The sequence below is a fragment of the Pseudonocardia sp. genome (assembly GCF_025965585.1).
Lineage (GTDB): Bacteria > Actinomycetota > Actinomycetes > Mycobacteriales > Pseudonocardiaceae > Pseudonocardia.
This window is the reverse complement of the sequence record NZ_JAOPWR010000084.1, coordinates 1-13,055: the sequence shown is the minus strand read 5'-3', so window position 1 is coordinate 13,055 and position 13,055 is coordinate 1. Positions and strand designations below refer to the sequence as shown.

Below are 13,055 nucleotides of genomic sequence, written 5' to 3'. Positions count from 1 at the left end.
CGCGGGTCACAGGGTGCTGTCGGCGGCGAGTCTGGCCAGCGCGAGCGCGGGTCTTCGCACCCACCGTGCTTGCCGAGCGTCGGGTGCTGCTCCCGCGTGTCGCAGACTGTCTGTCGTAGGCGAGGATCCGGGGTCGGGTTGCGTGGGACGCCCGAGGATCGGGGCGAACGCCGACGGCGTCGGCACCATCCGGGGTGGCTATGGATCAACGCCGAGACATTCAGGTCTTCATCCCCTTCACGTCGATGCTGCTCATCTTCCTTGACCGTCTCACTCAGCACCGTGGGCGTTTGCTACGGGACGGAGAGGCTGATCGTCCGGCGGACGGCGGCGAGTTCGTTGTCGCTGGGGCGGTGGCCGGGGTCGATGTGCAAGCCGAGGCGGCGCGGACTGGGGACCTGCCCGAGAACGCGCCGCATGGCGGCGGCGGTTTCGGCGGGGTCGTCGACGAGTCGCCCGTGTGCCGCCCGTTGCTGTCCCCGGCCGATGACGGTGACGGTCCGGCCGCCTTCGAAGTTCAGGGCCCAGGCCGCGTCGGTGAACACGTGCAACGACTCCCCGAGGTGGTGTCCGATCACCGGGATCTCGAGGCGCCGTCCGGTGCGCCGGCCGGTGAAGCGCAGCAGCAGGACCGGGCCGGTCCAGCGCCCGAGGGGTGAGGCGACTATCCGGCGCGCAGTGGGGTTGACGACCCGGTACATGAGCCACAGGGGAGGCGGTTGAGAGCGCACGGGTGCCGATCGCGGTAGTGCGGGCAGGGTCATCGCGCACCGACCTGAGCGCGTACTGCCATGTCCACCGTGGCCTCGTTCTGGTCGACGGGTTCCAGGTAGAAGCGGGCCCAGCGGATGGTGTCGCCGGCGACGCCGAGGATCATCACGCCGCGCAGGAGATGGGGTGACCCGTCGGGGCGGGTTCCACGGTGCTCCCACTCGGTCCAGACGGTGTCGCCGTCCGCGGTGCAGCGCAGCATTTCGGCGGTGAGGTCGGGGACGGCGGCCAGGATCTGCGTCCAGTTGCGGCGTACCTGCTCGCGGCCGGTGAAGCCGCGGGCGGGGTGCGCTGGGGTCTCGTTGCGGTAGTCCGGGCTGAAGCAGGCCACGATCGCGTCGAGGTCGTGGTCGTTGGTGGCCCGGCACAGCCGCTCGATCACCGCCGCGGCGCCGTTGCGTTCAACCGTGTCCATGGCCATCTCCCGTCCGATGTTACAGTTGACTGTAACCGATACATAACCATGGAGCGGATTATGGCTGACGTCAAGGCCACCCGGCGTTATGACTCCTCCCGGCGAGCCGTGCAGGCGCGTGAGAACCGGGCTGCGGTGCTGGTGGCGGCCCGGGAGCTGTTCCTGTCAGGGGGGTTCGCGGCGACCACGGTCGCGGCGATCGCCACCCGGGCGGGGGTGTCGGTCGAGACCGTCTACAAGGGTTTCGGGGGCAAACCCGGCCTGGTCCGGGCTCTGTGCGAGGAGGCGTTCGCCGGCGATGGGCCGGTACCGCCGCAGGTGCGCTCGGACCTGCTGCAGGCCACCGAGGTGGACGCGCGCACCATCATCCGAGGCTTCGGGACGCTGAGCACCGAGGTCGCCCCGCGGGTGGCGCCGATCCAATTGCTCGCCCGTGACGCCGCGGCCACGGACCCCGAGATGGCCGCCCTCTACACCGAGATGCAGGACCAGCGACTCGAGCGCATGACGCAGAACGCCCAGAACCTCGCCGCCGCCGGGCATCTGCGCGACGACATCACCGTCGAGCACGCCGGCCAGGTCATGTGGACCTACAGCTCGTCCGAGGTCTATGAGCTGCTCGTCCGGCGCCGGGGCTGGCCCCTGGAGCGATTCGGCGCGTTCATCGCCGACGCGCTCATCGCTGCGCTGCTCCCACCTGAGCTCACAACTGGGCGCTCAACGGCCTCGTCGAGTTGCCCGTCCGCTTAATAGTGTTTCTTGTCGGCCCTGTCACCGGGGTGGGGTGGCGCGTCCACGGTGGGCGGCTGGGCGGGGAGTCCGGGGGGTGGTCAGACTGGTGCTCCATCTGGTGGGTTCCGTGCGTCGCGGCGCAACGTGTTGTGGCGGGAGAGGGGCAGTATCGTGACATCGATCTCGGAGAGCCGTATTCAGGGCAGCGTCACGAGGCTCCCGGTGGACGGGTGATCGGCGATGCGTGATCTGCCGCGTGTGTTGCACGGTGTGCAGCCGATCGTCGCCGACCAGACGGCGCAGCCGGTGGGGGTGGTGTGGCGGTTGGAGGAGGTCGGCCGTCAGCTTGATGTGAACGTGCTGAACTTGCCTGCGGGGGAGAGGATCGGCGCCCATGTCGAGGCTGATCTCGATGTGCTCTTGGTGATCGTCGCGGGCAGCGGGACGATGGTCACCGAGGCCGGATTGCTCACGTTCGGCCCTGGCGAGTTGGTGTGGTTGCCCCGCGGCTCGGTTCGCAGCCTCGCTGTCGGCGCCGACGGCCTTGCCTATCTGACTGTGCACCGCCGCCGGCCGGGGATGCAGATCCGTTCGAGCGGACACGCGGCCGCCGATGGCTGAGGCCTTCGGCAGCCGGTCAGGGCACGGTTAGGACAGCAGTTCCAGGACGCCTTCGGGTGGACGTGCGATGACGGCCCGGTCGCCGAGGGGCACGATCGGGCGTTCGATCGGTACGGCGTTCCCGGCCAGCGCATCCAGCAGGTCCCCGCGAGCGGCACCGGGCAGGCCGAGCTCGCGGTAGAGCGGTTCGCCGGTTCGGGTGGTCGTGAGAGGGTCGTCGGTGTCGAGCCTGCGCAGGACGTCCTCGATCTCGGGACGCGCCGTGCCGCCTCGAGATGACGCACCACGGCGGGCTCGATGCCGTGCGCGGCGAGCAGGGCGAGTGTGCCGCGACTCTTCGAGCAGCGCGGGTTATGCCTGTCCTCGCCCGTCTCTCGATCGTAGAGAGACGGTCCGGATCGGTGATGCGGCGGATCGGTGTTCAGTCAGCCGGCGTTCGGACATCGTCGGGTGTGATGGGGTTGTCTGTGGTGCCGTCCAGCGCGGTGTCGCAACGCCAGCAGCGGTCGGGCGACCCGGCTGTGGGCATCGCGCCACACTCGGAGCAGAGCTCGTGCAGCCAGCAGACCGGGTCACCTGCCTTTGTTGCGTCCACACCGTGTCGCTCGTGGTCCATGTGATCACCTATCCATCGACGTGCCGGGCCGTGATCGCGATCGTCGTTCGGCTCGGTCCCGTGCCCGATGGCGACATCGTGGGGTCTAGAAGGTGAGCCGGCGAGTGCATTCGCTGCGGCGCGGAAGCTCGACTCCAGGCTCGGCGAGCTGGACCGCCACGCACGCTGACAGACGTCGAGGCCGGTGACCAGCCGTGCAGGGCGTGATGCACCGGGTCACCGGCGATCTCCGGCCAACGCCGCTTTGGCCTGGTCCATTGTGCACCGACCCTGACCCATCCAGGGTCCTCCTGAAGCAGATCCACGGCGGCTCCCAGAAGGCGCGCCGGATGGGGCCGGCATGCGGAGCGTGGCTCACCGTTCATCGGACGATGCCTGCAGGGGAGGCGGATGGGGACGGTGGGTGGGTGACCGCGTCCGCCAGCGGAACGGAGGTGTTGGCGAGCCGCGCTGGGTCGACCGGCCGGCCGGCGCGGATCAGCTGCTGTATCGGTGCGATTCCCGTGTCCCACTGGTTGACGTGCATACCGGCCACGATCCGGCCGTCGGAGAGCCAGAACGCGGTGAAGGCTGCCGCGTCGAGATCACCCCGCGTGATGAAGGTGTCGTAGCCGCCCGGGGTGAACGAGCCGGCGTACTCCATACCGATCTCGTACTGGTCGGTGAAGAAGTACGGGATGCGGTCCTCGACGACGTCGTGGCCGAGCATGCCTCGGGCCGCGGCCGGGCCTCCGTGCAGGGCGTTGGCCCAGTGTTCGACGCGGATCCAGGCGCCGTAGCGCGGGTGGAAGACGTTGGCCACGTCACCGGCGGCGAAGATGTCGGGGTCGGTGGTGCGCAGGTACTCGTCGACGAGGATGCCGTTGTCGACCGCAAGTCCGGCTTGTTCGGCCAGCTCCGTGTAGGGCCGGGTCCCGATACCGACGATCACGGTGTCGGCGGGGATCTCGTCGCCGGCATCGGTGACCACTGCGCGGACCTGGCCGGTGCCGCGGAGCTCGGTCACGCCGCGGCCAAGGTGGAGATCGACACCGTGGCGGCGGTGCACGTCGGCGAAGAAGCTGCCCATCTCGGGGCCCAGCGCGGCGTGCAGCGGCGCGGCCTGCGGTTCGATGATGGTCACGTGGCACCCGTACCCGCGGGCGGCGGCCGCGGTTTCCAGCCCGATCCATCCGGCGCCCACGACCACGACCCGTCCGCCGCCGCGGATCGCCTCGCGCAATCGTGCGGAGTCCTGGACCGTGCGCAGGTGGTGCACCCCGTCCAGGTCGGCGCCGGGGAGGGTGAGACGGCGGGGGAGGGCCCCGGTGGCGATGAGCAGCTTGCTGTAGTCGAGCCGGTCGCCGCCCTCGAGCTCGATCTGGTGCGCGACGCGGTCGACGGCTCTCACGCGACGGCCGAGTAGCAGTTCGACGGCGTGTTCGGCGTACCAGCTCTGGTCGTGGACGTAGAGGCTGGCCAGGTCGTCGGTGCCGGTGAGGTAGCCCTTCGACAACGGGGGTCGCTCGTAGGGGCGGTCGGGTTCGGCGCCGATCAGGACGATCCGCCCGTCGAAGCCCTCCTCGCGCAGGGTCTGGGCGGCCTTGGCCCCGGTCAGGCCGGCGCCGATGATGACGAATATCGGGTGGGTGCCCATGACGGTGATGTCTCCTTCTCATCGAAAATCGGGTGTCTCGGGCTGGGCTTGCGGGATGCGGAGGCGCTCGGCGAGCGATGTGGCGAGCTGCGCCCCGGACGCCGTGAACTTGGCTGCCCCCTGGCCCTCCAGAGTCGTGACAACCCGGTGGTAGTCGATGCCGACCGCCGTGAGCGCGTCGAGGATCTTCCGGGCCTCTTCGCGGCAGCCCCGGACCGTGTCGCCGCGCAACTTTCCGTGATCGGCGACGGCGTCGAGCGTTGCCTTGGGCATCGTGTTCACGACTCCAGCGGTGACGAGGTCGACGACGTAGCGGGTGTCGTCGTAGGCAGGGTCCTTGACGCCGGTGGAGGCCCACAGCGGTCGCTGCGGCCGGGCCCCGGCGGCGTCCAGTCGTGCCCAGCGGTCGGAGGCGAGGATCTCGTCGTGATGGGCGAACGCGAGAACGGCGTTGGCGACGGCGGCCCTGCCCCGGAGGGCGCTGGCGGCCGTCGTGGCGAGCTCGTCGAGGCGCGCGTCGACCTCGGTGTCGACGCGGCTGACGAAGAACGAAGCGACCGAGGCCGATCGGGACAGGTCACGCCCTGCGGCGGTGGCCCGGGCCCTCGAGATAGGCGTCCACAACGGCGGCGTAGCGCTGCAGGAGAAGATCAACGTCACGTTGACGCTGATGCGCTCGGCCAAGCACGGCGCGATCGCGGCGACGGGCCCTCGGTCGCGGGGATCTTGATGAACAGGTTGGACCGGTCGACGAGCCACCACAGCGCCCCCGCCTCGGCGACAGCGGTGCCGGTGTCGCGCGCCAGCCGGGCGTCCACCTCGATCGAGACCCGCCCGTCGACGCCGTCGGTGGCGTCGTAGACGGGGCGGAGCACGTGGCAGGCCCATCGGACGTCGAAGGTGGTGATCATGCGGACGACCTCGTCGACACCGACCCCGCGGGCGGCGAGGTCCCTGATCTGCTCGTCGTAGAGATCGCTGCCGGCGATCGCGGTGGCGAAGATGGTCGGGTTGGATGTCACTCCCACGACATGGGGGTCCCGAATCAGACCAGCCAACGATCCCGAGACCAGTCGCATCCGGCTCAGGTCGTCGAGCCAGATCGACACCCCGGCCGCGGACAGTTTGGCGAGCGGGTCAGGCACGGGAGATCCCGGTCAGGGCAAAGAACTCCTGGCGCGAGCGGGCGTCCTCGCGCAGCGCCCCATGCAGGGCCGAGGTCACGGTGCGCGAACCGGTGGCTCTGACCCCGCGCAGTGACATGCACAGGTGCTCCGCCTCGATCACCACGCCGACGCCCTTCGGGGTCAGGTCCTGCTGGAGCCGGTCGGCGACCTGCTGGGTCAGGCGTTCCTGAACCTGCAGGTCGCGGGAGAACTGCTCGACGATCCGGGCCAGCTTCGAGAGTCCGAGGATCCGGTCACCGGGCAGGTAGCCGACATGGGCGACCCCGTGGAAGGGCAGCAGGTGGTGCTCGCACAGCGACTGCACCGGGATGTCCCTGGCCAGCACCAGTTCGTCGTAGCCCTCGTCGTTGGGGAAGGTCGTCAGGTCGAACGCGCGTGGGGTGAGCAGGTCGGCATAAGCACGGGCCACTCGATCCGGGGTGCCGGACAGGTGCTCGTCGGTCGGGTCCTTGCCCAACGCGACGAGCAGGGCGGTCACCGCCCGCTCCGCGGCGGGCAGGTCGACCGCTTCCCGGCGTGGGATGACACGCAGACTCCGACGCCGTCCGTCCGCCGGAAGCCCGGGCAGGGACGTGCCGGTCTGGGCGGAGGTCACGACGCCGGGTGGGAACGGGTGTGGCGACCGACGGCGTAGCGGGTGGCGAGCTGGGCCAGCGCCACCGCGGCGACGAGCAGGCCGAAATCGCGCAGCGCAACGTCGAAGAACCCGGGGAAGGTCAGCAGGTTGACGATGATCCCGAGCAGCCAGGCCGCGACGAGCCACCCGCCGAACCGGGGCGCCAGCGCGACCGCGATCCCGGCGACGATCTCGACGACGCCGATCGCGTACATCGCCTGCTGCGCCGTGCCGGGAACGACGGCATCGAGCCACGGGGCGAGGTAGTGCGGCCAGTCGGTGAGCAGATTCGTGAACTTGTCCAGCCCGAACAGGACCGGCGCCACGGTGAACACCGTGCGCAGCAGCAGGAACGCCCGGTACGCCGGGTCGGACAGAGCGGCCCGGCGGGCCGTCGACACCTCAGTGGACATCATGACTCCTTCTATTTGCAACAGAAGCTGTTGGTAGAAGGACGGTAGACCTGGCCGAGAAGTTTCGTCAATGCAACTTGTCTATAGAGTGTGGGTATGAAGGAACATCGTGAGGCACAGGTGTCGGCCGTCGCTGCGCTGGACGAGCCCACCCGTCGTCGGGCCTACGACCACGTGGTGCGCCAAGCCGGCCCCGTCAGCCGCGACGACGCCGCCGCAGAACTGGGGCTGCCGCGCACTACCGTGGCCTTCCATCTCGACCGCCTGGTCGACGAGGGATTGCTCGATGTCGTCTTCGAGCGGCGCACCGGGCGCACCGGGCCCGGCGCCGGGCGACCGGCCAAGCTCTACCGTCGGTCGGGCTGTGAAGTCTCCGTGTCGCTGCCCGAACGGCACTACGCCTTGGCCGGGCAACTTCTTGCCGCTGCACTCGAGGAGGCTGACCGGTCCGGGGACTCGCCGCGCGCCGCACTCGGCCGCCATGCCTACACGGTAGGGCGGGGCCTCGCCGCCACCGCGCACCCCGCCACCGGCGGCGACGCACGCGCCGCCACGCTGGCCGTCCTCGAAGCCCACGGCTACGAGCCGCGTGTCGAGGGCCCCCACATCGCGCTGGTGAACTGCCCGTTCCACACGCTGGCCCAGCAACACACCGAGCTCGTCTGCGGGATGAACCTACGTCTGCTCGACGGCATCCTCGACGGCATCAGTTGCACCGGACTCGCTGCCCACCTGCATCCCACCCCGGCCCGCTGCTGCGTCCGCCTCGAACCAGAATCCGACGTTGCGGATGCAGCGGCCAGAAGCGGCGGGCTGGACGGATGAACGTCGGCGGGGCGTGGGGCCCGGATGGCGTCAGCCGCGCGGCGATACTGCCGCGTGACTGACGCCATCCTGCCGCTGGCGAGGCACCGTCATCAACCAGCCGCCGTTGAGAGCGGCGGCGCTCAGCGGGCGCCGACGGGTGTGGGCGTCGCAATGGTGTCGATGGTCTCCATCTCCTTGGTGAACTCGACGTAGTTGTTGTCCATCAGGGCGCGCGGGTCGAAGTCCGGGCTGGCTAGGACGCCGTGTACGCGGCGGCGCTGCATTCCGAAATTGCCACCGTCGTAGATCGGGAAGATCGCCGCCTCGCGGAGGTACTTCTCGAACATGTGTTTTTTGTCTGCGCTGTTGACGCCGACGACCTGCATGCACTTGTAGACGGCGTCGAACAGCGACTCGGTGCAGTAGACCTTGTTCATCGCGCCGATGAGTTCGCCGTGGTAGTCGTGCTCGTCGATGTAGTGCGCGGCCTTCCAGCAGAAGTAGCGTGCGGCTTCGATTTTCCCTGCGACGTCACCTAGAACATAGCCGACGTTCTGGTGATGGATGATGGGGAAAGGTCCTCCGGCCGTGTAGGTCTTCGCCCAGGCGAGTGCCGCCTCGTAGGCGGCTCGGGCCACACCCACTGCGGCGATGCCGGCCACGGGTCCGGACCAGGCGAAGTTGCGGTTGATGAGCAGGTCGCCGTTACCCTTGGTGCCTTCGATGAGGTTCGCCTTGGGAACTCGGGCATCTTCGAAGACGACCTCGGAGTTCGGGGTCAGCCGGTGTCCGAAGGTATCGATGGTGGTGAAGGTGACGCCCGGGGTGCCGCGATCGACCATGAGGCCGGCGAGGCCCTCGGTGCCGCCCAGTTCCGGATCGGTGCGGACGACGTAGAGGCTCGTGTTGGCGCCCTGACCGTCCCAGCCGCCGACGTTGCACGGCCAGTACTTGCGGCCGTTGACGATGTAGGAGTCGCCGTCCAGGATGGCGGTGACGCCGATACCTGCCGGTGAGGGGAGCGGCGTGTCGAAGTTCGCCGTACCTCCTGGAGTTCCGGCAGGCTCGCTGGCGCCGTACCCGGCGATCCATTCGCCTGTGGGGTCGGAGGTTGCCTCCGTGAAGACCCTCTTTTTCTGCTCCTCGGTGCCCCAATACCAGATCGGCAGCAGGCCGAGCCCGTTCACAAGGACGGTGCACGCGAACCCGGGATCAATCGCGCAAATCTCTTCCGCCGCGAGGATCAGTTCGACGTTGGTGAGGCCTCCGCCGCCATACTCCTTCGGGAGCATGCAGAAGGCGATACCGCGTTTGTAGGAATCGACGTACGCCGGCTTCGTCATCTGGAACGCCTTGAGTGGATCAGGCTCGCGGTCCGCATCTCGCACGATCGGCGCCAAGACGTTCTCGGCGAAGTCCCGGGCGTCCAGCTGAACCTTCTTCTGTGCCGGGCTGAGAGTAAAGTCGATGGCCATGCGAGCTCCTCCGTCGAAATTTACAACGAGTCACGCCGAATGCGTTGACGCTCGGATCGCTCTGCTATGCCGCGACCTGCGTCGGGGTGCACTATCGGGTCTGCGGCCAATCTCGGGAAGAGACATCGCACGAGCTTTGGCAAATGCCGCACGAACGGCCGCGCGGCGCGCACGAACAGCGCCTCAGTGGGTCGCCGAGACAGGCACTACCGACGGTGCGGGCAAGTCGCCGGACGCCGACGGATCGTCGATCCTGAAGTCGACACGAGCCGCAAGACGCGGTGGACGTCCACGGTCAGCGCATCAGTCGAGAGTGAACGGGTCGTAGCGAATGCGGTCGAGGGGAGTGCCTGCCACCAACATCTGGCCGACGGTTGCGCGGATCATCTGCGGCGATCCGCAGACGAGCACATCGTGGTCGCGCCAGGCGCCGTAGCCGGTGACCGCGTCGGCCAGTGTGCCCGTCACGGCCCCGGCGACGAGCGGGTTCGGTTCGTCGAGGACGTGGTGGTCGTCGACGTGCTCGATCACCGGCACGACGTAGAGCCACGGGTGGTCGGAGGACAGGGCGCGGAGATGGGATAGGTCGTAGAGATCCTTCTTGGTGCGACCGCCGACGAACAGCGTGGTGTGCCTGCGGGAGCCCTGCTCGATCAGGTGCTGCAGCATCGCTCTGATCGGCGCGACCCCGGTGCCTCCGGCCACCATCACCACGTCGTCGGTGGACGCCGGGTCGATCCGCATCCGGCCCATCGGCGGGCCGATCCGCCACGTCTCACCCGGCCTCGTGTGGGCGACGATCGCCCGGCTGACCCACCCGCTCTCGACCGCCCTGACGTGGAACTCCAGTACGCCGTCGTCGCGTGGCGCGTTGGCCGGGGACAGGTAGCGCCACAACCGTGGACGGTGCGGGGTCTCGATGCTCATGTACTGGCCGGCCCGGTACGGGATCGGCGGAGCGGTCTGAACGGTGACGACGGCCAGATCCCAGCCGAGCCTGCGGTGGTCGACGACCCGTCCCGTCCACGACGCCGGACCGCGATCCGCGCGTGCGGCCGAGGTCATGCGGTCGGCCACCATCTCGTAGGCCTGATCCCAGGCTGACGCGACCTCAGGTGTCCACGCAGAGCCGGAGAAGTGGGCCACCGCCCCCGTCAACGCGTCGCCGAGCACGCGGTAGTGCTCGTCGACGACGTCGAACTTGCGGTGGTCGCGACCGAGCTGGTCGAGGAACGGATCGAGATTCTCGGGCTGGTCGACCATCTGCAGCACGTGCAGGAGCGCCCGCAGCAGCCGGCTGCGCTGCACCTGCATGTTCAGCGGGAACAGGGACCGGCTCGCCGGCGCCCGCTCGAACAGCAGGCCGTAGAACAGCTGTGTCAGCTCCTCTGTGCGGGGCTCGACGATCGCCCAGCTCCGGCGGATCGTCTCGCCGACATCGAGGAGACCCTGCACCGGTCGCCCGGGTTTCGACGGTTCCGGCACGGCGCCAGGAACGCGACGTTCCGGATCCGTCCAGGGCCGGGCCTGACCGGCGGTCACTGCGCGGTCACCTGCTCGGCAGGGATGACGTGGGCGATGCACAGATGTGGCTCGACGAAGGGCTCGAGGCTGCTTGCCGCGGCCGCACCGCCCAACCCGTCCAGCGCACCTCGGATCAGACCGAGGTGCAATGAGCACACGACTTCCGGGTGCGCCACGGCCACCGCGCGGAAGGGACAGGCGTGCAGGCGCATCTGCACGCCTGCGCCCTCCGTGACGAGCTCGGGCTCGAATCCGAGCTCGGCGAACGTGCCGGCGACCTCGGCGACGGCCTCACGAAGGGGCAGCGATCGCGGCGGTGACTCCGAGCGTTGCTGCGCGCCGGCCGCGGCTCGACCGGCGCGTTCGGCGCGTGTAGACCGTTCGTCAGCGGTCCCGTCCCAATGTGCCGCGAGAAGGCTCGCGAGCAACTGGTAGCCGGTGCCCGCGGACGACTCCGGGCCGCCTGCTGTCGTCGGCGTGTACAGGTGCCGCGGCCGACCCCGCGTCCCCGTCGGCTCGGACCGGCTGTGCACCAGCCCGGCCCTCGCAAGGATGTCGAGGTGGAACCGCACCGTGCTGACGTGCAAGCCACAGGCTGACGCGAGCTCCCCAGCGGTGAGCGCTCGCGGGCTGGCGCGCAACGTGTCGATCATCTGGACGCGGCTGGCCACGGCCAACGCCTCGTGTGTCCGGTGACGTTCAGCCACGTCATTCCTCCCTCGGGGCACTGGCCGATTAAAGCGGATCGTCATACTCTCATAAGCACGCTTGTGGATGAGCACAAGCGGGCAGGAGAAGCGCGTGGGCGGTGTGATCGTCAAGAACTGGGGCGGCGTGCCATCCCCACCGGTGCGGACCTTCAGCGAGCGTGCGCGAACGACGAGGGCGGCATGGGAGCGGTTCGCTGCGGGCGACGACGATGTCCGTGATGTGCCCGCCGTGATCCTGCTGTCCTGGCAGCGCAGCCGCGACCTGTACGGGGTGGATCCGCTGAACGCCGCCCCACCGCGTGCCGGCGGCACGGCCGGCGCCAGTACCACGTCGTTGCTGCATGCGGGTGTCGTCGCCCAGCTTGGTGGGGTTGCCGCCGCTATCGCAGCGGGCACGGACGGATCGCTCACCACCGTGACCGACGGCTCAGGACGGATCCTGGGTTCGTGGGGTGACGCCGACACTCGGCGTCGTGCCGAGGACGTCAGCCTCGCCCCGCTGTACACCTGGTCGGAGTCCAGAACGGGCACCAACGGACTCGGTACCTCGCTGGGGATGCCCTACCCGGTGTCGGTCCGGGGGCCCGAGCACTGGCGTGCGGCTCTGCATGACTGGACCTGCCACGGGATCTCGGTCAGCGATGCGGTGACCGGTCGGCCCCTCGCTGCCGTCAACGTCTCCTTCTGGAGATCCGTCTGCGGGGCGCCCGACGGGATGGAGCGGGCCGTCACGTCGATCCGTGCACTGCTGCGGGAGGAGGCGGTCCGGGAGGGCAGAGCGTTGTTGGCGGATTTCGTGGCAGCCGCCGATCGGGCAACGACGCACGAGGCTGTCGTGGTCGCCGACGTCGCGGGCAACGTCGTGGCGGCCAACCAGTATGCCCACGACCTGGGTGGCCACCTGCCGTCGGTCCCCGCCGTGGAGCCGACCCCCCGTCGGCGGTTCCTGTCGGTCGAGCTCAGGGAGATCGCGGCCATCGCGGCGGCTCACGCCACGTCGGATCCGTCGTGGACCGCCGTCTTCCGGGTCGGCCTCCTGCGCGAGCAGATGGCGTTCGCGGTGCGTCCCGTCCACCTCGACGGCGGGTTCATCGGCATCCTGCTGGTCAGCGCTGTCGACGCGGATGGTCCACGACTTGCCGGCGGTATCGCCCAGACGGGCGGCGCCGACATCCCAGTGCGTGTCGTCGGCATCCACGAGCGCCAGTTGATCATTCTCTCGCCACACGAGATCCGGTACGCGGCGGCTGACCGGCACGTCGTCTGGCTCATCACGGACCGGGGGCGGGTGCGGGCAGCCGACCACGGGATCGACAACATCGAACGCGCGCTCGGATCGTCCGGATTCCTCCGCGTGCACAGGAGCTATCTGGTGAACCTGCATCGGATACGGGAGGTCGGCCAGGGCATCAGCAAGGGGACGCTCACGGTGAGCACCCAGCACCACGGGTATGAGGCCATCCCCGTCGCGCGCCGCCACATGCCTCGGTTGCGTGCAGCGCTGGGAATCTGACAGGCCGGAGTTCGTCGGC

14 protein-coding genes are annotated in these 13,055 nt (G+C 69.2%); 4 read left to right on the top strand and 10 right to left on the bottom strand.

The window, feature by feature from the left end:
* Positions 1-293: 293 nt before the first annotated feature.
* Together JWR81_RS05455 and JWR81_RS05450 are read right to left on the bottom strand one after the other, a co-directional pair.
* On the bottom strand, positions 294-701 hold the full coding sequence (locus JWR81_RS05455; RefSeq protein ID WP_297647369.1) for a nitroreductase/quinone reductase family protein: 408 nt from the start codon (positions 699-701) through the stop codon (positions 294-296).
* 59 nt (positions 702-760) lie between these two features.
* Positions 761-1,186 (bottom strand): nuclear transport factor 2 family protein, encoded by a 426-nt coding sequence (locus JWR81_RS05450; protein WP_297647365.1) that lies wholly within the window; start codon positions 1,184-1,186, stop codon positions 761-763.
* Positions 1,187-1,246: 60 nt separating this feature from the next.
* On the opposite strand from JWR81_RS05450, the gene JWR81_RS05445 reads away from it, so the two are divergent.
* A complete protein-coding gene (locus tag JWR81_RS05445) occupies positions 1,247-1,936 on the top strand; it encodes a TetR/AcrR family transcriptional regulator (protein WP_297647361.1) in 690 nt (229 codons plus the stop codon).
* Positions 1,937-2,158: 222 nt separating this feature from the next.
* Positions 2,159-2,539 (top strand): hypothetical protein, encoded by a 381-nt coding sequence (locus JWR81_RS05440; protein ID WP_297647358.1) that lies wholly within the window; start codon positions 2,159-2,161, stop codon positions 2,537-2,539.
* Between the two features lie 977 nt (positions 2,540-3,516).
* Here JWR81_RS05440 and JWR81_RS05435 read toward each other — a convergent pair.
* The 5 genes from JWR81_RS05435 to JWR81_RS05420 are packed head-to-tail and all read right to left on the bottom strand — an operon-like array spanning position 3,517 to position 7,007.
* Complete coding sequence (locus JWR81_RS05435) at positions 3,517-4,791, bottom strand: FAD-dependent oxidoreductase (protein ID WP_297647355.1); 1,275 nt, start codon at positions 4,789-4,791, stop codon at positions 3,517-3,519.
* Positions 4,792-4,809: 18 nt separating this feature from the next.
* Positions 4,810-5,475 carry a transaldolase family protein gene (locus JWR81_RS34250; RefSeq protein WP_367278737.1) on the bottom strand — a complete coding sequence of 222 codons (666 nt, stop codon included), beginning with the start codon at positions 5,473-5,475 and terminating at the stop codon, positions 4,810-4,812.
* A complete protein-coding gene (locus JWR81_RS34245) occupies positions 5,448-5,870 on the bottom strand; it encodes a transaldolase family protein (protein WP_367278738.1) in 423 nt (140 codons plus the stop codon). Before JWR81_RS34245 ends, JWR81_RS34250 begins: the two co-directional genes overlap by 28 nt.
* A gap of 58 nt (positions 5,871-5,928) precedes the next feature.
* Positions 5,929-6,510 carry a GTP cyclohydrolase I FolE gene (folE, locus tag JWR81_RS05425; RefSeq protein WP_297647372.1) on the bottom strand — a complete coding sequence of 194 codons (582 nt, stop codon included), beginning with the start codon at positions 6,508-6,510 and terminating at the stop codon, positions 5,929-5,931.
* A 59-nt stretch (positions 6,511-6,569) separates the two neighbouring features.
* Positions 6,570-7,007, bottom strand: a complete 438-nt coding sequence (locus JWR81_RS05420; protein ID WP_297647352.1) for a DoxX family membrane protein — start codon at positions 7,005-7,007, stop codon at positions 6,570-6,572.
* A 96-nt stretch (positions 7,008-7,103) separates the two neighbouring features.
* Here JWR81_RS05420 and JWR81_RS05415 point away from each other — a divergent pair, with 96 nt between their 5' ends.
* Positions 7,104-7,832: a helix-turn-helix domain-containing protein gene (locus JWR81_RS05415; protein WP_297647349.1), complete on the top strand. Its 729-nt coding sequence runs from the start codon at positions 7,104-7,106 to the stop codon at positions 7,830-7,832.
* A 122-nt stretch (positions 7,833-7,954) separates the two neighbouring features.
* Here JWR81_RS05415 and JWR81_RS05410 read toward each other — a convergent pair whose 3' ends face one another.
* The 3 genes from JWR81_RS05410 to JWR81_RS05400 all read right to left on the bottom strand — a co-directional run bounded on the left by JWR81_RS05410 (position 7,955) and on the right by JWR81_RS05400 (position 11,595).
* Entirely contained in the window at positions 7,955-9,289 is a 1,335-nt protein-coding gene (locus JWR81_RS05410; protein ID WP_297647346.1) for an acyl-CoA dehydrogenase family protein, read from the bottom strand.
* Positions 9,290-9,592: 303 nt separating this feature from the next.
* Positions 9,593-10,744 carry a globin domain-containing protein gene (locus JWR81_RS05405; protein WP_297647343.1) on the bottom strand — a complete coding sequence of 384 codons (1,152 nt, stop codon included), beginning with the start codon at positions 10,742-10,744 and terminating at the stop codon, positions 9,593-9,595.
* Between the two features lie 83 nt (positions 10,745-10,827).
* Complete coding sequence (locus tag JWR81_RS05400) at positions 10,828-11,595, bottom strand: helix-turn-helix domain-containing protein (protein ID WP_297647340.1); 768 nt, start codon at positions 11,593-11,595, stop codon at positions 10,828-10,830.
* On the opposite strand from JWR81_RS05400, the gene JWR81_RS05395 reads away from it, so the two are divergent.
* On the top strand, positions 11,588-13,036 hold the full coding sequence (locus JWR81_RS05395; RefSeq protein WP_297647337.1) for a LytTR family transcriptional regulator DNA-binding domain-containing protein: 1,449 nt from the start codon (positions 11,588-11,590) through the stop codon (positions 13,034-13,036). The two genes, JWR81_RS05400 and JWR81_RS05395, sit on opposite strands and share 8 nt — an antisense overlap.
* Positions 13,037-13,055: the final 19 nt, after the last annotated feature.